At 61.6% G+C, this 17,654-nt stretch carries 14 protein-coding genes and 1 pseudogene; 8 read left to right on the top strand and 7 right to left on the bottom strand.

All coding sequences use genetic code 11. The annotated features are described in order from the left end of the window. Nucleotides 1-170 precede the first annotated feature (170 nt). From BN1724_RS00260 to BN1724_RS13515, 3 genes and pseudogenes are all read left to right on the top strand, one after another. Nucleotides 171-644: a DUF2304 domain-containing protein gene (locus BN1724_RS00260; protein ID WP_058233765.1), complete on the top strand. Its 474-nt coding sequence runs from the start codon at nucleotides 171-173 to the stop codon at nucleotides 642-644. Further along, nucleotides 641-2,611 (top strand): DUF6541 family protein, encoded by a 1,971-nt coding sequence (locus BN1724_RS00255; protein ID WP_058233764.1) that lies wholly within the window; start codon nucleotides 641-643, stop codon nucleotides 2,609-2,611. Before BN1724_RS00260 ends, BN1724_RS00255 begins: the two co-directional genes overlap by 4 nt. A 97-nt stretch (nucleotides 2,612-2,708) precedes the next feature. Next, nucleotides 2,709-2,762 (top strand): annotated as a pseudogene (locus BN1724_RS13515) (pentapeptide repeat-containing protein); the annotation flags it as partial. Nucleotides 2,763-2,798: 36 nt separating this feature from the next. Here the strand turns inward: BN1724_RS13515 and purE are convergent. From purE to BN1724_RS00225, 6 genes are all read right to left on the bottom strand, one after another. Then, nucleotides 2,799-3,332 carry a 5-(carboxyamino)imidazole ribonucleotide mutase gene (gene purE / locus BN1724_RS00250; RefSeq protein WP_058233763.1) on the bottom strand — a complete coding sequence of 178 codons (534 nt, stop codon included), beginning with the start codon at nucleotides 3,330-3,332 and terminating at the stop codon, nucleotides 2,799-2,801. A gap of 120 nt (nucleotides 3,333-3,452) precedes the next feature. Then, the gene (locus tag BN1724_RS00245; protein ID WP_231928100.1) at nucleotides 3,453-4,706 is read right to left on the bottom strand and encodes a 5-(carboxyamino)imidazole ribonucleotide synthase; all 1,254 of its coding nucleotides are present in this window, start codon (nucleotides 4,704-4,706) and stop codon (nucleotides 3,453-3,455) included. Nucleotides 4,707-4,839: 133 nt separating this feature from the next. Continuing rightward, nucleotides 4,840-6,273, bottom strand: coding sequence for an ATP-binding protein (locus tag BN1724_RS00240; protein ID WP_084252590.1), 1,434 nt, complete (start codon nucleotides 6,271-6,273; stop codon nucleotides 4,840-4,842). Between the two features lie 9 nt (nucleotides 6,274-6,282). Continuing rightward, nucleotides 6,283-6,981 (bottom strand): response regulator transcription factor, encoded by a 699-nt coding sequence (locus tag BN1724_RS00235; protein WP_058235620.1) that lies wholly within the window; start codon nucleotides 6,979-6,981, stop codon nucleotides 6,283-6,285. A 22-nt stretch (nucleotides 6,982-7,003) separates the two neighbouring features. Beyond that, nucleotides 7,004-8,197: an adenylate/guanylate cyclase domain-containing protein gene (locus tag BN1724_RS00230; RefSeq protein ID WP_058235619.1), complete on the bottom strand. Its 1,194-nt coding sequence runs from the start codon at nucleotides 8,195-8,197 to the stop codon at nucleotides 7,004-7,006. Between the two features lie 157 nt (nucleotides 8,198-8,354). Continuing rightward, on the bottom strand, nucleotides 8,355-9,326 hold the full coding sequence (locus tag BN1724_RS00225; protein WP_058233762.1) for a biotin--[acetyl-CoA-carboxylase] ligase: 972 nt from the start codon (nucleotides 9,324-9,326) through the stop codon (nucleotides 8,355-8,357). A gap of 310 nt (nucleotides 9,327-9,636) precedes the next feature. Between BN1724_RS00225 and BN1724_RS00220 the strand changes: the two genes are divergently transcribed. From BN1724_RS00220 to BN1724_RS00200, 5 genes are all read left to right on the top strand, one after another. Next, nucleotides 9,637-11,226: an acyl-CoA carboxylase subunit beta gene (locus BN1724_RS00220; protein ID WP_058233761.1), complete on the top strand. Its 1,590-nt coding sequence runs from the start codon at nucleotides 9,637-9,639 to the stop codon at nucleotides 11,224-11,226. Further along, nucleotides 11,223-11,504 carry a hypothetical protein gene (locus BN1724_RS00215; protein ID WP_058233760.1) on the top strand — a complete coding sequence of 94 codons (282 nt, stop codon included), beginning with the start codon at nucleotides 11,223-11,225 and terminating at the stop codon, nucleotides 11,502-11,504. The genes BN1724_RS00220 and BN1724_RS00215 overlap by 4 nt, the downstream gene beginning before the upstream one ends. Before the next feature lie 109 nt (nucleotides 11,505-11,613). Then, nucleotides 11,614-13,338, top strand: a complete 1,725-nt coding sequence (locus BN1724_RS00210; RefSeq protein WP_058233759.1) for a DUF885 domain-containing protein — start codon at nucleotides 11,614-11,616, stop codon at nucleotides 13,336-13,338. After that, the gene (locus BN1724_RS00205; protein WP_231928099.1) at nucleotides 13,335-14,126 is read left to right on the top strand and encodes a Maf family protein; all 792 of its coding nucleotides are present in this window, start codon (nucleotides 13,335-13,337) and stop codon (nucleotides 14,124-14,126) included. The genes BN1724_RS00210 and BN1724_RS00205 overlap by 4 nt, the downstream gene beginning before the upstream one ends. A 141-nt stretch (nucleotides 14,127-14,267) precedes the next feature. Beyond that, a complete protein-coding gene (locus BN1724_RS00200; protein WP_058233758.1) occupies nucleotides 14,268-16,043 on the top strand; it encodes an acetyl/propionyl/methylcrotonyl-CoA carboxylase subunit alpha in 1,776 nt (591 codons plus the stop codon). A 137-nt stretch (nucleotides 16,044-16,180) separates the two neighbouring features. Here BN1724_RS00200 and BN1724_RS00195 read toward each other — a convergent pair whose 3' ends face one another. After that, complete coding sequence (locus tag BN1724_RS00195) at nucleotides 16,181-17,638, bottom strand: NAD(P)H-quinone dehydrogenase (RefSeq protein ID WP_084253055.1); 1,458 nt, start codon at nucleotides 17,636-17,638, stop codon at nucleotides 16,181-16,183. Between the last annotated feature and the right edge of the window lie 16 nt (nucleotides 17,639-17,654).

The following is a 17,654-nucleotide window of genomic DNA, read 5'->3' as shown; positions in this document are numbered from 1 at the left end:
ATACGGCATATCACCGCAACGGACATCGTCAGATGGAACCTGTGCGCCACGAAACAGCGCCAAGGCCTTCTTGAACGATACTCTGTTCATGCACCACACGTCGTCACTAGGACGAGAAGACCTCCCGTTCGGTCGCTGTCAGCGGTCGAACGCGACGATCTGAGGACACTATGACAAGCACACTTGCCGACCAGCTACTCGCCCTCGGGGGTCCGTTCGCGGAATACCCAACCAGGGTGATCATCACCCAAATCCTGCTGGTCATCGGCATTGTGGCGATTACCGCCTGGATGCTGATCAACCGCGGCGCAAAACAGCTGGCTATCCGCCGTCTGCTGATCATCGCGTTCGCATGCTTTGCTGTTCTCGCCGTCATTTTCCCGGGCCTCACCTCAGCGGTAGCTAAGTTTGTCGGCGTTGGGCGCGGCACCGATCTTCTCTTGTACGCCACCGTGGTGGTTTTACTCGGGTTCCTTGCCCTCCAGGAAGCGCGAACCAAGAACGCTGAAAAACGCACCACCTACCTAGCCCGCCATATTGCGCTGGATGAAGCCGAACAGCCTGACGTTGCTCGCACACGGTGCCTTGCCGATCGTCCCTCGCCTCGCACGGACGAACCCGGGAGCTCCCCCACCGCTTCGTGAACGACATCCTGGTCCTCGCCTATGCGGCGGCGGGTATTTTCTTTCTCGCATTCGTCCCGCCGCTTCCGGCGCTGAGACTTCTGGGCATCCCGTGGTATCTGGCTGTCGCGGTGGCACCCGCTGCATCGCTCGGACTCGCTGGGTTCAGCGCCATCATCGCAGCATTTATTGGTGTGCCGTGGGGCCTGGTCCCGTTCTTCGCGCTGGCTCTGGTGGCGGCTCTGAGCGCTGCTTTGCTGTCCGCCGGAGGGTTCGTCGTCCGGGGGCTTCCTGAACGCAGCCCCGTCCACGTGCTGTGCGGCCGACCGGGACCAGCAAAGCAGCTCATCGGTCCGGGAATCTGCCTGGCCTTCTCCATCGCCGTGGTACTTATCCCCATCGCCATCGGATTCGGTTCACCGACAGCTATTTTGCAGCGCTGGGACACCATTTTTCACTTGGTGGCACTGCGGTGGATCCATGAGGGTGCCGACGGTTCAGCGCTGCACCTGGGCGAGATCGCGTCCAGTGCCCACGTGCCCTCGTTCTATCCGGCGGGTTTCCACGACCTGACCTCGCTGGTGCCGGGTGTCCCCCTGCCGATTCTGCTCAACGCTTCTGTCAGTGTGCTCTTGCTCGTTCCTTGGACGGTCGGTCTGACTGTGCTGGCGCATCTTGCCTGGCCGAAGGTTCGCTACGCGGGAACTGTTGCCGCGCTGGCAGCGGTGCTGGCCCCATCCGCCCCGTTATCGGAGTGGGTCCATCTTTCGCCGATTCCGAACCTCGCCGCGTTCTCGGCTCTGCCGGGCGTGCTCGCGTTTGCCCTATTGTGCTGGCGGCGCGTGCTTAGTGCACCCGGGGCGCAATGGCGCGAACTCGTCGGCATCGTCATCCTGTCGGCCCTCTTTTTAAGCAGTCTGGCGATTGCTCACCCCATTTCGGCGGTGGCAGCGTTGTTTTTCGCAGGGGTGGGGACTGCGGTGAGCTGGTGGCCAGGTCGGCGGCAGCGGCCCCTCGCTGGTCTCGTCCCGCTCATTGCTTTCACGCCGATTGTGATTCTCATGGCAACCCCGCTCGCTAACCGGGTGACGGGGTTTCAAGGCGGCCTGAAAGTGTCACTCCCGCAAAGTCTCGGCGAGGTGGCGAGCGGGCTCTACACAGTGTGGCCGATGGTTCTCGGCCCCGTCTTTATGCTGGTCGCTCTTCCCGCTTTGGTGGCATCCTGCGCAGGCCGGGCACCGCGATGGCTAGCCGCATGGTGGATTGTGATGGCCGCGTTGTACATCGATGCCTCAGTGGACTCGCCACTGGGCCTGTCGGCACTCTTCTACCGCGGCCAGGACCGGATCTCGGTGCTCCTGACGGCGGTGCTAGTGATTCTCATGCCGGGCGGGCTCGCCTGGTGGGCTCGGCGCGTGTCCGTGTGGAGTACGCGCCTCAGCGCTCGGGCTAGTGCCCGGTCCGGGACGGGTGATGTTGCCATCCGGGTACCGAAGCTGGTTGGTATCGCCTGCGCGGTGCTGTGCGCGCTCGCCACGCTTGCGACTATTCCGGTTCGGCTCGACAACACGGCGAAAAACGCTGACCTGTCCTACCCCGACCGGCCGCGTTTTGTGCGCGAGGCCGAGCTGGAAGCCTTCACCCGGTATGGGCCCGAGATGAACCATGAAGGGGTTGTGTTAGCGAGCCCATTCTCAGGGGCCCCATACCTGTACATTCTGTTCGGGCAGCAAGTGCACTTTCCGGTCGCCGGCACCCAGGTGACAGAGGAGGACGCCGCGCTGCTTCGGGATGCCGAGGAGGCAGACACATCGCCGCGTAAGTGTCTGGCGCTGCGCCGCCAGGGCATTCGCTATATCTATCAGGACAATTTGCCGTATCAGCACGACCGCCGCTACGACGCCCTCAAGCATGTTCCACCGAGCATCGGTCGCGTGGTTTTCACTACGCCACATTCGCGGATGCTCGAGGTGATCTGTGACGTCTAGGGAATTTCGACGTTCAGGTCGCAGCGACCTCTAGCGCTCAGCGGGGTCTCAAACCCACCACTAGCTTCCCGCCCACCCATCGTCTAAAGGCCGTGACCTGCAAGGCTGTGACCTGCAAGGCTGTGACCTGCAAGGCTGTGACCTGCAAGGCTGTGACCTGCAAGGCTGTGGCCTACAGGGCCGTGACCTAAAGGGATGCGCGCAGCGTTTCCCCTTTACGACGCGCCAGCGCCCGCAGCTGCGTCTGATACCGCGTCATGCGCTCACGCAGAACCAGCGCGTCATCGTCGACCCCAGAAGCCAGAATGCGCACAGCGAGCAGGCCCGCATTGCGGGCGCCACCGATCGAAACCGTCGCCACCGGCACGCCCGCTGGCATCTGCACTATAGACAGCAGTGAATCCATCCCGTCGAGATGCTTGAGCGGCACCGGCACCCCGATCACAGGCAGCGGCGTCAAAGCCGCGAGCATTCCCGGCAGATGCGCTGCTCCCCCCGCTCCGGCGATGATCACACGCAGCCCCCTCTGAGCGGCTTCCCGGCCCCACGTGATCATGTCTTCGGGCATCCGATGCGCTGACACCACGTCGATTTCGATCGGGACACCGAACTCAGCGAGGATATCTGCGGCTTCACGCATGACCGCGAAGTCTGAGTCAGAGCCCATCACGATCCCGACAGTCGGGGCGAGGGAAGGGTTTTGGGGGTCGGTCACGGTCATGACAGTCTCCTTCGGCGTGAGCACGCAATCAGTGAGGTCAACAGGGGTGAGATAGGGCAAAAACTAGAGCAGGGATGCGTACGTCGGCTACGCAGTGTCCGATGGGCCCGCCTAGCAAAGTCATGAGCTGTGTCCGAAAGCTGGAGCGATCAGCGCGCGTTCTGCAGCATGGGCTCGGTGCAGCGCGTCGTCCAGGTCAGATCCGCTCACGGTGACATGGCCGAGTTTGCGTCCTGGCCGAACCTCTTTACCGTACAGGTGAATCTTCACACCGGGATCGGTCTGCATCGCGCGCTGTCTCCCGGCCACCACATCCGTTCCCTCATCGCCGAGCAGGTTCACCATGACGTTCACGTCCGAGCGCAAAGAGGTATCCCCCAAAGGCAGATCGAGCACCGCCCGCAGATGTTGTTCAAACTGCCCGGTCACGGCCCCGTCCATGGACCAATGCCCTGAGTTATGGGGTCGCATCGCCAGTTCCACAATGACCACGCGCCCGTCGGGAAGCTCAAAAAGTTCCACCGCGAGCATGCCCTCCACGCCGAGATCATCGGCGAGTGCCCGAGCCAGATCGGCGATCCGCTGATGTACAGCGGTCTCCAGCTTGGGGGCAGGCGCTATGACTTGAAAGCACACGCCATTGCGCTGAACAGTCTCCACAACCGGGTAGGCCAGGCAGTCTCCGTGTGGCCGCCGGGCCACCTGGGCCGCAAGTTCACGCGTAAACGACACTTTTTCTTCGACCAGAAGACTGTCGTGCTTATCCCACCAAGCCCTCAGCTCTGCGATGGCGTCGGGATGCTGAATGACCCGCACACCGTGTCCGTCGTAACCGCCGCGCGGAGTTTTCACCACCACGCCCTGCGGACACTGCGCTAAAGCCCGGCGAATATCCGCCTCTTCGCGCGCCTCCCACCACCGTGGGCAAGGGTAGCCCAGTTCGGTGAGACGTCGACGCATGACGAGTTTGTCTTGCGCATGGATGAGGGCATTTGGGCCGGGATGCACCGCAACCCCGCGCTTGTGAAGAGCGTGCAGGATGTCGGTGGGAACGTGTTCATGATCGAACGTCAACACGTCCAGACCCTCGCTGAAGCGGGTGAGGGCTTGCGCATCGTCATGCCGCCCAATACTGACTTTAGCGGCGACCTGGGCGGCTGACTCTGCCGGATCAGTGGCAAGAATCCGCAGTTCAATACCGAGTTCAGCCGCAGGACCGACGCACATGCGGGCTAGCTGCCCACCGCCCACAACACCGACCACCGGGCGCTTACGACGGACTGCGACCCCACCCAGCACCGTGGGCTCAACTGCCGACTGCGCCTTAACAGGGCGTTCAGGGCTGTTTAGATCATCCGCAGGGGTATGGCTCACGGCGATAATCCTAGAGGCTGCGCGCATCAGACGCTGACAAGCCCAGATCCGCCGTGATCTCCGCCGCGCGGACCACAACCCCGCGCGAATACGGACCGAGCTCTCCGCGCCAGTCCCAGCGGCTATCCGGCGGCTATTGCGAATGATCTCGCCCGCTGTGGGCACCCGATTTATCACTGCCTGCGTTATTCCCGCGAGAGCCTGCACCCCCACGCGATTTCCTGGGGCTCACTCGACCTCGAGCAGGAAGATCTTCAGGAGCTAAAGACCCTGGCGAGGTCCCTAGAATCTCATCGTCCATCCCGTCGCTGTGATCATCATCGGGAGCAGAAATCAAAAAGACACCAAACGTGGCCGGGCGTTCGGTGAGCAGCTCCAGACGGCCACCGTCGTCCTCCACCAAAGTTTTGGCCAGCGCCAAGCCCACGCCGGTGCCAGAAGAGGAACGACCCGAGACCGAACGCTCGAAGATGCGTTTGCCGAGCCCAGGTTCGATGCCCGCCCCTTCGTCGGAGACCTCAACCACCGTCGAGCGTTCATTGCGACGGACTTTCACCAGGGTGCGACCATCACCGTGGACCAGTGAATTTTCGATCAGGGTTGCGATGACTTGGGTGAGCGGTCCAACGCTCGCCCACACCGCAGCGCTGTGCGGGACTTGGACGCGAAGCTCACGGCGAGCCGCCTTAAATGCAGGGGACCACTCTTCGCTCTGCTGAGTGAGCACAGAATTAAGCTCAACCACGCCTGGGGTCCTGCGCTGCGAGGACCGAGGAGCGTTAATCAGGTCGTGAACCACCGTGGTCAAACGGTCAATTTGTTCCAGAGCGATCCGGGCTTCTTCGCGCACCCATTCCTCGGAACTGGTCGCCAAAATTTCGTCGAGCCGCATAGAGAGCGCGGTGAGCGGGGTGCGTAGCTGATGGGAGGCATCGGAGGCGAGCGCACTCTCAGCTGCAAGCCGTTCAGCCAACTGCGCCCCAGCCTTGGCCAGTTCATCGGCCACGGTGTCAATTTCGACGACCCCGCTCGGGGTCCACGAGTCGCGCGCCCTACCCGATCCGAGTTCTTCTGCCCTCCTGGTGAGCATCGACAACGGCGCCGACAGCCGCTGGGCCTGCCAGAGCGCAACCGACACGCCCACCGAGATCGCCGACAGGCCCGCCACGATAATGAGCACCCACGCGCTGGCCACATGCCCGTTCACATCGGAGCGAGGAACCGAAACTTTCACCCGCTCGCCTTGGGTGCCAAGGCCGGTGGTGGTCACGGGGTTATCACCAGACGGGTTTCCGGCGCTCATCACATTGTCGCCGTAGGTCACTTCTACGTAGATGCTGAGATCTTGCTCGTTATCGACGTAGCGCTGGAGCATGGTCCGGTCAATCGGGCGCCCGTTCGTGATTGCACGATCCACATCGGTCAGAACCTGGGTGTTGATATTGCGAACCTGCTCATTGAGGTTCGTTTCCACAATTCTGAGCCACGAAAACCCCAGCGGTATGCCAAGCATTAAAACCGCGAGCATGACGGTGACGATGGTCGCTTGGAGGACCCGTTGACGCACGGGGGCGGCTCAGCTTTCGGAGGAGCTCTGCTCGAACCGGAATCCCACGCCGCGCACCGTCGTGATGCGACGCGGCGACGTAGCGTCGTCACCCAGTTTTCTGCGCAGCCAGGACACGTGCATGTCGAGCGTTTTGGTGGAGCCCCACCATTCAGCGCCCCACACTTCACGCATTAAGTCTTCGCGGGTCACCACACTGCCCGCTTCTCGCACCAGCACGGTGAGCAGATCGTACTCCTTGGCAGATAACGAAATCTCTTCGTTGTCCACAAAAGCCCGGCGGGCAGCCACGTCGAGTTCCACCCCGTTAACGCTCAGACCGCTGCTGGAATCTTCCGCGACCTGAGCCCGACGCAGCAGGGCCCGGATGCGCGCTTGCAGTTCACCGAGTCGAAATGGCTTGGTGACGTAGTCATCGGCTCCGGCGTCCAGCCCGACCACGGCGTCCACTTCATCGGCTCGTGCCGTGAGCACCAGGATGGGAACTTCGAGCCCGCCTTTGCGTAGACGGCGGCATACTTCCAGCCCGTCAATATCGGGTAGACCGAGATCGAGGATCACAAAGTCGATGGGTTCCTCGTCCGCGGCAATGGTCAGGGCATCGATACCGCGAGACGCGCGCGTTACCGCATACCCCTCGCGGTCGAGTGCGCGGGACAACGGTTCGGCGATAGCTGAATCGTCCTCAACGAGAAGTAAGCGAGTCACAGCGACCATGATACGTCCCGCCTCACGCGTCGAGGTCGATACCGCGGGAAGCACCCCGTCGGACTAGATACGGATGGACAGCGCCGATGCCTTGCAATTCGCGTTCACCAAGCCTTTCCAACACAAATGCCCCTGGTAGGGCTTCTTCAACGGCGGTGGCCGCCGCCTGGTCTATAAGCACCGTTCCCGGCATCGCAATGCCTTCGAGCCGGGCGGCGAGATTAACGGTCGGGCCGAACACGTCACCAAACCGGGAGAACATGCTGCCCCAGGACAGTCCGACTCTCACATCGGGCATGTCATCGTCTGCGGTGAGGGCTTCTGCAATAGATAACGCAATTTGCACCCCGTCTTCTGGGGCATCGGCGAGGAACATGATTTCGTCGCCGACTGTTTTCACCACACGTCCGCCGCCGATAGACACAATGTCGCGGCACGTAGACTCGAAGTCACCGATCACATCCGCTAGCTCATGGCCGGAGAGGGACTGTGCCAAGCGGGTAAACGAGACGAGGTCTGCGAACCCGACTGCCCGCAGAAGCGGCATCGCGTCGTCGTTGTCCCCTTCCCCGGCTTGCAAGATTTCGGCTCCGGCGCGCGCCGTGTAGGCGGCCAGTTGCCGCCTGAACACATATAGTGCCTGGGCTTCCATCAGGTCGATCATGTCGGGCATCGCATCGAGCATGCGCAGGCGGGCTTCAGCATCGGGCATGCCCTCTCGTTTGTATTCCTCGACCAGTGCTTCGGTTTCCCACATGGCCAGACGGCCCATATGAAAACCGAGACCGCGGGTGAGGTTTGCAAAGGTTCGCTCAGTCACCGTGCCGTCGGCAACCAGCTCGGCGAGTTCGGCGATAGCGTCGGCGTCTTCGTCGGTAAAGACCGCAACATCGTCATCGACATTGGTAAAGCCCATCGAGCGCCAATAGATTTTTGACAGTTTTTCTGGAATCCCCCGGCGATGCGCGAGTTCCCCCCGCGAGTATTCGCGCGATCCGTGCAGAAGCAAACGCTCGACTGCACTCACTGCTCGCCGAACCCGCATAAAACGTTTATTAAAACCGCTGGTATCGGTGTCGCTATCCCCGTCCGAAACATCCTGGGAATCTGATGAGGAGTTTAAATCATCCGCCTTATCAATCTCCACGTCGTCGTTGACCGCCGCTGCCAGCTCTGCTGGTGCGGCATTGTCTGCCTGTGGCAACCGATCGGGCAACTTATCAAGCGACTTGTCAGGCGACTGATGGGCGGTTGGGAAATTATCGCTTGACGTATGATCTCCCGACGAATTACCGGTTGATGAGTTATTTTCCGCTAACGGATTATCTACTGTCGATGACACTAGCCGCTTATCGCTCAGAGCAACGTCCATATCAGCGCTCACACCCCACGGGGCGCACTCGCGCAACATCCCCCGCCGTAATGACCTGGCATCCTTCGGAGGTTTCCACCAGGAGGGCCCCGCTGAGATCTATCCCCACTGCACGCCCTTCAAGGGCTTCACTACCTGATACACCTATTCCGTGGTCGTCCAGCACAATCACCACTTCCATTCCTATTGTGATGCACCTCTCACCATAGCGGGTGAGGTGTCCCGACCGCGAGGGATCGCCCGCATAGCGTTCGTACGTCGCAATATTGGAATTAAGCGCAGAGGTAATCCGGGTAAGAACCTCAGCCCTCAATTGATCTCCGCCCGCACAGCTCGACAAACCGCTCGCCCGCGCAAGACTGGTTGAACCAGCCACCGGCGCATCGTTCATATTGATTCCAATCCCGAGAGCGAGCACCCCATCGCGTACCTCGGCGAGAACCCCGGCAATCTTGCCGAACCCGGGCACCGGGCCCGCAGGGGTGGAATCCTCAACCAGAACATCATTGGGCCACTTCACCGCCACCGTTTTCGGCGTCCCCGGACAGGCCTCGCCCCTAGCTGCCCCAGCCGATGCCGACGCCGCCAACAATCCCTCATCTCCCGACAGCGCCTCACACACTGCAAGCGCTCCGATCAGCGGATACCAACCCCAGTGGGCACGATCTATTGACGAACGCCACGCCCTCGTCAAGGCCAGCATGTCGCCAGGACGACTCATCCACGCCCGTCCCGCACGCCCGCGCCCATGGGTCTGATTCCAGGTCGCGACCGTGATCGCATCGCCGACGTTCCCAGCACGCTCCGCGCAGTGTTCAAACGCCTCATCCATAGTCGAGCGCGCCGACGGCAACATGATCACACCATCCTGAACAGTCCCATCCCGTGAGACCTGATCCGCCGCCTCATACCCCGACGCGCATCCATCAGAAAACAAACCTTTAGCCACTGCGCTCGCCTCGCTCTCGACCACTACATTTCTCCTCTGTGCCGACGTTTTGCCGGCGTTGCTTACCACGGTTGTTCTGGTCGCAGTTATCGCCGTTGGCCTACTATCCCCCGCGATGCTGACACTGATCTGCCAAAAGCTGATACTCACCTGCGAAAAGAACAGCCATAATCGCGATATTCTGCGGTGAGCACCAGGTCACTGCACCTGACGTAGCGTAGTATCTCCGTGTCGCGGGCCACGTCCGCACAGCGCGGGACTTCCAGCCCACGGCGTGCCGACCGGCCCGTTTTATCACCCTCCCGTGAGGGAGCACGACCAGTCAGGAGCAATCGTGAGCGACGCACCCCGACCGCTCAGCACAGCCGACCGGCTCACCGACCTGCATACCCGGGAAGAAGAAGCCGTCCATGCAGCCAGTGCTATCGCGGTGGAAAAACAGCATGCCCGCGGAAAGAAAACCGCTCGCGAACGCATTCATGATCTGCTCGACGAGGGCTCATTTGTCGAGACCGACCGGTTCGTTCGACACCAGGCCAGCGGATTCGGTATGGATCGACGCAGACCATATGGCGACGGACTCGTCACCGGCTACGGCACCATTGATGGTCGCCAAGTCTGTGTATATTCTCAGGATTTCACCGTTTTTGGTGGGTCCCTGGGTGAAGCCCACGGGTTGAAAGTACAAAAAATCCAAGACCTCGCGATGCGCACCGGGGTTCCAATCATCGGCATCCTCGACGGCGGCGGAGCACGTATCCAAGAAGGCGTCGCCTCCTTAGCTGCCTTCGCCGGAATTTTCCGCCGCAACACCCGTGCGTCCGGGGTGATCCCACAGATTTCACTGATCATGGGTCCATCCGCCGGTGGCGCCGTATACTCCCCCGCCATCACAGACGTCGTGGTCATGGTGGAGAAAACCTCCCACATGTTCATCACTGGCCCGGACGTGATCCGAACGGTGACCGGCGAAGACGTCGGCTTTGAAGAACTCGGCGGGGCACAAACGCATTCCACCCGGTCCGGAGTCGCACACTACATGGCACCCGACGAGGACGAAGCCATCGAGTACGTGAAAGACCTGCTCAGTTACTTTCCCCCCAATAACCTGTCGACCCCTCCGTCCTATCCGGTGGCTTTGAGCGAAGAACTCACGCCCGACGACATTGCACTGGACACACTAATCCCCGATTCGGCAAATCAGCCGTACGACATGAAGACGTTGATCCATACCATTGTTGACGATCAAGAGTTCTTAGAAGTTCACCCGCTTTTCGCCCAGAATGTAGTCGTCGGATTTGGCCGGATTGAGGGACACAGCGTCGGCATTATCGCCAATCAACCAGCCCACTTTGCCGGAACCCTCGACATTGATGCCTCGGAGAAAGCCGCCCGCTTTGTGCGACTGTGCGACTCGTTTAACATTCCGGTGCTGACTTTGGTGGATGTCCCCGGATTCTTACCGGGCACCGACCAGGAATGGGATGGCATTATTCGTCGCGGAGCAAAGCTGATTTACGCCTATGCGGAAGCAACCGTCCCACTGATCACACTGATCACCCGCAAAGCGTACGGTGGCGCATACATTGTGATGGGCTCCAAGGAACTGGGCGCCGACATTAACTTAGCGTGGCCCACCGCTCAGCTCGCGGTGATGGGCGCCCAGGGTGCCGTCAATATTTTGCACCGCCAGACGTTGAAGGCGGCGGCTGAGCACGGTGAGGATGTGGAGGCAGAACGCACTCGGTTAGTGACGGAGTACGAAGAACAGTTTGCGACCCCCTACACCGCTGCTGAACGAGGATGGCTAGACGGTGTCATCTCCCCTCGCGCCACACGAGTGGAAATCGCAAAAGCGCTGCGCGCACTGCGCACAAAACGCGAGACACTTCCGCCCAAGAAGCACGGGAACATTCCGCTGTGACCGTCTCAACGAAGGATGACGCGGCAGGTCACGATCCTGTCAGCCCCGCTGTCCAGCTGGTGTCAGGGTCCATGTCCGACGAGGAGCTTGTCGCTGTCACCGTCGCTATCTCTGCACTCTCGACCATCTCGCGGGAAGAAGCCGTAACCCGGGAGCTCATCGAACGCACCGATGGCCCGCTCACCGCATGGGGTGTGAGCGCATACGGGATGCGCGGGGCTAGGCATCTCGCCTTAATCCCGGGCCCCGCAACCTGGCAGTTCTCTGCGCACTTTTAGTCCCGGGGCAGTCGGCTAAAACCTCATCGGCTCTAAACCTTCGGGGCATGGTCGGATCTGACTTCGGTCACGCCTGCACTGGCCGCGCTTCTTTTCGTAGACTTCGCGTATGACCACCGATAGCGCTTCTGCCCCGCCACGTGAACAATCCGCGCTCGATGCCCTGGCCAATGACTATCTCGACGCGAAGGCGCGTCTTAATCCATATTTCGCTACCTCGTCCGGGATCCCGGGATATGACGAGGACATCACGCTTTTCTCTCCAGAAGCCATCGAGACCCGAACAGACTTAAGCCGCGACTTTCTGCGCCGGCTGGATGACGTCGAGGATGCCGATGACGTCGACCGGGTCACCCGTGCGGCCATGTCAGAGCGTTTAGGTCTTGAGATTGAAATGGCCGAGGCCCTTATTCCACATTCGCAGATCAACAATATTGCCTCTCCTATCCAGGATATTCGGCAGGTCTACGATCTGATGCCGCAGGCGACGGCCAAGGACTGGGCGGTCATCGCCAAGCGCCTGAGCCGTACTGGTGAGGCGACCGAATCCCTGGAAGCCTCGCTGAACTATGCAGCTGATCGCGGTGTGATCTCTTCTCAGCGGCAACTCACGCTGGCAGCTGAACAGTGCCGTTCCTACGCCGCGAAGGATGGGTTTTTCGCAACGCTCCCCAGTAAATTCGCAACGCTCCCACGTAACGCTGAGTCGGTCGAGGGCCTTGATGAGAGCCTTCGTGCTGACCTCACCGAGGCGGTAACCATTGCCCGCAAGGCTTACGACCACCTCGCTAAAGTTTTTGACACCTTGGTTCCCCGCGGCCACGCCAAGGACGCGGTGGGGCGGGAACTTTACTCCCTGTTCTCTAGGCAGCATCTTGGAATGCAGGTTGACCTGGACGAAACCTATGCGTGGGGCATGAACGAGCTTGCGCAGATCGTCGCCGAACAAGAGGACGTCGCCCGGAGGATTCTGTCTGCCGCTGGGGAAGATCTTGACGCCGACCAGGATCCCATTGCCGCCGCACGGCGAGTGCTGATGGCTGATGCCTCACGAACCTTGCACGGAACACACGCCCTGCAGCGTTGGATGCAGGACCTATCGGATAAGGCTCTTGCTGATCTGCGGGGTGTGCACTTCGACATTCCGGATCCACTGATGAAGCTGGAGTGTTGCATTGCCGAGACCGGCTCGGGAGGCATTTACTACACCGGTCCGAGCGAGGACTTCTCTCGCCCGGGCCGCATGTGGTGGGACGTCCCCAAGGGAGTGGATACCTTCCAGACCTGGGCAGAGGCCACGACCGTCTACCACGAGGGTGTGCCCGGCCATCACCTGCAACTGTCCACGCAGGTGCTCGGCGCTAAGACGGTCAATCGCTGGCGCGCACTGGATTGCTGGGTCGCCGGGCACGGTGAGGGATGGGCACTGTACGCCGAACGCCTCATGGAACAACTGGGCTACCTCAGCGATGACGGGGACCGCTTCGGCATGCTAGATGCTCAGCGAATGCGCGCCGGCCGAGTGGTCCTCGACATCGGCCTGCACTGTGAGCTTCCCGCGCCCCAAGAAATCGGCGGTGGCGAATGGACGTACGAGAAAGCCTGGGACTTCATGAGCCGTCACTGGGGATTAGAAGAGGCTCACCAGCGCTTTGAACTGCACCGTTATCTCGGATGGGCGGGGCAGGCCCCGTCGTACAAAATCGGACAACGCATCTGGGAGTCTTTGCGCCGTACGTCAGCTGCGCGCGGTGAGGATGCACCGACATTCCACGCCCGGGCACTGGCTTTGGGGTCGGTGCCACTGTCGGTTCTCGTCGGAGCCATGCAGTGACCCTTGACGCCGTCTCGTCCGGCTGGGGCGGGCATGTGCTGGTGCTGGCGTCTGCGTCTCCGGGGCGTCGTGCACTGCTGACCCGCGCCGGTATTGCGCACGATGCCCTTGCCACCGATGTTGATGAAGAGGCGGCTCTGCGTGATGCCACGCAGCGGTTTGGTGACCTCGCCCCGGAGGACCAGGTGCTGCTGTTAGCCCAGGCAAAGGCCCAGGCCGCCGTGCACATGCTGGCAGAGCTAGATAATCCGTTCAGTGCTGCCGACACCGGCGGAGCTTCCATGTCCCGCGCCAGCACCGAGTCTGGTGACGTCAATGACTGCGGCGATAGTGGCGAGTTAGGCCAGGAGCGGGGCCATATCGTACTCGGCTGCGATTCCATGCTGGAGTTTGATGGACAGGTGGTGGGCAAACCCCTGACCGCAGAGCGCGCCATTCAGCGTTGGCGTGCTCTGCGCGGCGGCACCGGCATCTTGCATTCGGGACACTGGCTGATAGATGACCGTGAGGAGGGAACCGGTGCCACCCTGGGCCGGGTCTCCTCCACCGCGTTGCATTTCGCAAACCTCAGCGATGACGAGATCGACGCCTACGTCGCCACCGGTGAACCGCTTCAGGTGGCGGGAGCGTTCACGATCGACGGGCTCGGCGGCCCCTTCATCACCGGTATAGAAGGTGATCCTCACGGCGTTATCGGCCTGTCCTTACCAGTTTTACGGGACCTTCTGACCGAGATCGGAGTGCCCGTCACAGATCTCTGGACTTCTCGCGCTATGCTGGGCGGTTGATCGACAGATTGGCCGAGGCGGTTACGCGTTTTCGTCGCTGCCACGCCGGATTGAGACCGCGCGTCGCAATTACCCTGTCGCATCCCGTTGAACGGACTTCACCGTCCCCGATTGCAAGTAAAAAGAAGGAAGGCCCCCTCTATGGCGTCGCGTTCCCCGCATCATCGGCCTTTCCGGACGGTTTTGATCGCTAACCGCGGAGAAATCGCTGTGAGGATCGCCCGGGCGTGTCGTGACGCTGGTTTACGGTCGGTTGCCGTCTATGCGGACCCCGACCGGGATGCGATGCACACCAAGGTCGCGGATGAGGCCTATTCGCTCGGGGGCACCACCGCAGCCAGTTCCTACCTGGTTGTTGACAAGATTCTCGATATTGCTGACCGCTCCGGCGCGGATGCTATCCATCCCGGTTACGGCTTCCTTTCTGAACGCGCCGATTTTGCGCAGGCAGTGCTCGATGCGGGGTTGGTGTGGATCGGTCCACCGCCGGCGGCCATCGAGGTGCTCGGCGACAAAGTTTCCGCCCGCCATGTAGCGCAAAAAGTTGGCGCCCCGTTGGTGGCAGGCACAAAAGATCCGGTGGCCAGCAGTGATGATGTGGTGACGTTCGCGCGCGAACACGGCCTGCCCATCGCGATTAAAGCCGCATTCGGCGGTGGCGGCCGCGGCCTCAAGGTGGCACGCCAGGAATCCGAAGTTCGTGAGCTGTTTGATTCTGCGGTGCGGGAAGCAACCGCAGCATTCGGACGCGGCGAGTGTTTCGTCGAGCGGTATCTAGATTCTCCGCGGCATGTGGAAACGCAGTGTCTGGCCGATATCCACGGAACGGTCCAAGTGGTGTCAACCCGTGACTGTTCTTTGCAGCGGCGTCACCAAAAACTGGTGGAAGAAGCACCAGCCCCGTTCCTGACCGAGAGCCAGACAGCCGAGCTGACCCGCGCCTCCAAAGCTATTTTGAAAGAGGCTGGCTATGTGGGCGCCGGCACCTGCGAGTTCCTGATCGGCGTCGACGGCACAGTTTCTTTCCTCGAAGTAAACACGCGCCTTCAAGTCGAACATCCGGTGACCGAGGAAGTCACCGGAATTGACCTGGTGCGTGAGCAGCTGCGCATTGCCGCAGGGGAACGGATCAGTGACCAGGATCCACTCCCGCGCGGCCACTCCTTTGAGTTCCGAATCAACGGCGAAGACCCGGGCCGAGGCTTCTTGCCCGCTCCCGGTCCGATCCGGGTGTTCGATGTGCCCAGCGGCCCCGGGGTCCGAGTCGATTCCGGCGTGCGGCAAGGCGACCAGGTCTCCGGTGCTTTTGACTCCATGCTCGCCAAGCTCATCGTCACGGGTAAAGACCGGGCCGAAGCCCTTGAACGGTCGCGCCGGGCATTGGCAGAGTTCCAGATCGAAGGGATCCCGACGGTGATCCCCTTCCACCGTGTGGTGGTCACCGATCCCGCGTTCGCTCCGGCCGACCCCGAGCAGCCGTTCACCGTGCATACCCGCTGGATTGAAACCGAGTTCACCGGCGAGATTCCCCCGGCCTCCCTCCCCTCAGCGCCTGAAAGCCCTGAGGATCGCGAGTCGGTGACGGTCGAGGTCAATGGCCGGCGGGTGGAGATCAGTCTGCCTGCAAGCCTCAGGGCCCCTCGTCAGCCGGTCAAAGCGCGTCGCAAACGTTCGCACAAGGCCGCTGCTGCCACGGCGTCCTCGGATTCACTCACCGCGCCGATGCAGGGCACGATCGTGAAGGTCATCGCGCAGGAGGGCCAGACAGTCTCTGACGGAGACACCATCCTCGTGCTTGAAGCCATGAAGATGGAACAACCCCTCACCGCACACCGTGCCGGTGTTGTGCGCGGTCTGGACGCCGAGGTGGGAGCGACGGTGTCCGCCGGCGCTGTGCTCTGTCGGATCGAGGACTAAACGCTCCACATCTGCGGCGGCATGCGCCGATGATGCGGTGACACACGCGCCGACACTGCGGCACAGCCGGCTACCGGGTCGCTGGACCTGCCGCCGTGGCTAGGTTCATCCGAGATGAAAAGTCCCACCGCCAGTGATCACACGCTGAGGTGGAGACTCCGAGCTGCCTCGGCAAGGGAGCCAGACAGCGAGGGATAGACCGTAAACGCCGCTGCCAGCTCATCCACGGTCATGCGGTGACTGACCGCCAATGAAATGGGGTGAATAAGTTCGCTGGCGCGCGGGGCCACCACAACACCCCCGATCACCGTCCCCGAACCTGGGCGGGCAATCAGTTTTACGAAACCTTCGGACACCCCCTGCATCTTGGCCCTGGGGTTGGTGGAAAGTGGGAACAACCGCACCTCACCGGGAATCAGACCGTCCTCGATGTCCTGTTCCGTATAGCCGACGGTCGCCACTTCCGGTGCGGTGAACGTGGCCGAGGCAACCTGTCGGGCGATTAGCGGCGAAACCGCATCCCCGAGGGCGTGATACATCGCGATGCGTCCCTGCATAGCCGCTACCGATGCCAGTGGATAGATGCCGGTGCAGTCGCCCGCCGCGTACAGTCCGCGCACGTTCGTGCGGGATACCCTATCAACCTGGATATGACCGCTGGCCGAACACCGCACATGCGCCTGTTCTAAGCCCAGCCCGTCAGTTGCCGGGACGGCACCGACCGCCATCAACGCATGGCTAGCCTGCACAATGTCACCGTCTGAGAGTTCAACCTGAACACCGTCACCGTCACGGCGCACCGCGATCGCGCGCGTACGTGAACGCACTGTGATTCCACGTCGGACGAAGGCATTTTCCAAAACCGCTGCCGCATCGCGGTCGGCCCCTGGCAGCACTTGATCGCGCGAGGACACCAACGTGACCTGGCTACCAAGCGCCCGGTAAGCACTGGCAAACTCGGCTCCGGTGACGCCCGATCCAACCACCACCAGGTGCGCGGGAAGCTCTGTCAGGTTGTAGAGCTGGGTCCAGGTGAGGATGCGTTCACCGTCGATTGGTGCCGTAGGAAGCTGACGCGGTCGTGCCCCTACCGCTAGCAGTCCAACATCGGCGGTGAGGACTTCTTCACCGCCGTCACTGAGCTCAACCCGGATCTGACGGGGTCCTGCTAGGGCACCGCGCCCACACACGATCCGCACCCCTGCCGCCGTCAAGGACGCAGTGATGTCCCGCGACTGGGCGGCTGCCAGTTCCCGCACGCGCTCATTGACCTTATCGAGGTCCACGCACAGGCTCGCACCCGCCACAAGATCGCGGCCTCCCTCACCGCGGATACCCAACGCATGAGAATCGGCCACGAGATCGAGAACTTCAGCGGTGGCAATCAGGGTTTTAGACGGCACTACGTCGGTGAGAACGGCGGCTCCACCTACTCCCTGGCTCTCGACCAGCGTGACGTCAGCTCCCAGGCGCGCGGCGGTCAGCGCCGCTTCATAGCCGCCTGGTCCACCTCCGATCACCGCCACATGGGGCTGATCGCCGCTCAGTCGAACACGGTCAGATTCCGGGGGCAGTGCAATACTCGGGTCGGTCACATCCACTATTGTGGCC

Source organism: Devriesea agamarum (assembly GCF_900070355.1).
GTDB lineage: Bacteria > Actinomycetota > Actinomycetes > Actinomycetales > Dermabacteraceae > Devriesea > Devriesea agamarum.
This window is presented reverse-complemented; position numbering and strand designations above follow the sequence as displayed.

Coding starts and splice junctions, on each gene's coding strand:
- BN1724_RS00200 (WP_058233758.1), top strand. CDS start 14,268: ATGGCGTCGCGTTCCCCGCATCATCGGCCTTTCCGGACGGTTTTGATC.
- purE (WP_058233763.1), bottom strand. CDS start 3,332: ATGACCGTGACCGACCCCCAAAACCCTTCCCTCGCCCCGACTGTCGGG.
- BN1724_RS00260 (WP_058233765.1), top strand. CDS start 171: ATGACAAGCACACTTGCCGACCAGCTACTCGCCCTCGGGGGTCCGTTC.
- BN1724_RS00210 (WP_058233759.1), top strand. CDS start 11,614: ATGACCACCGATAGCGCTTCTGCCCCGCCACGTGAACAATCCGCGCTC.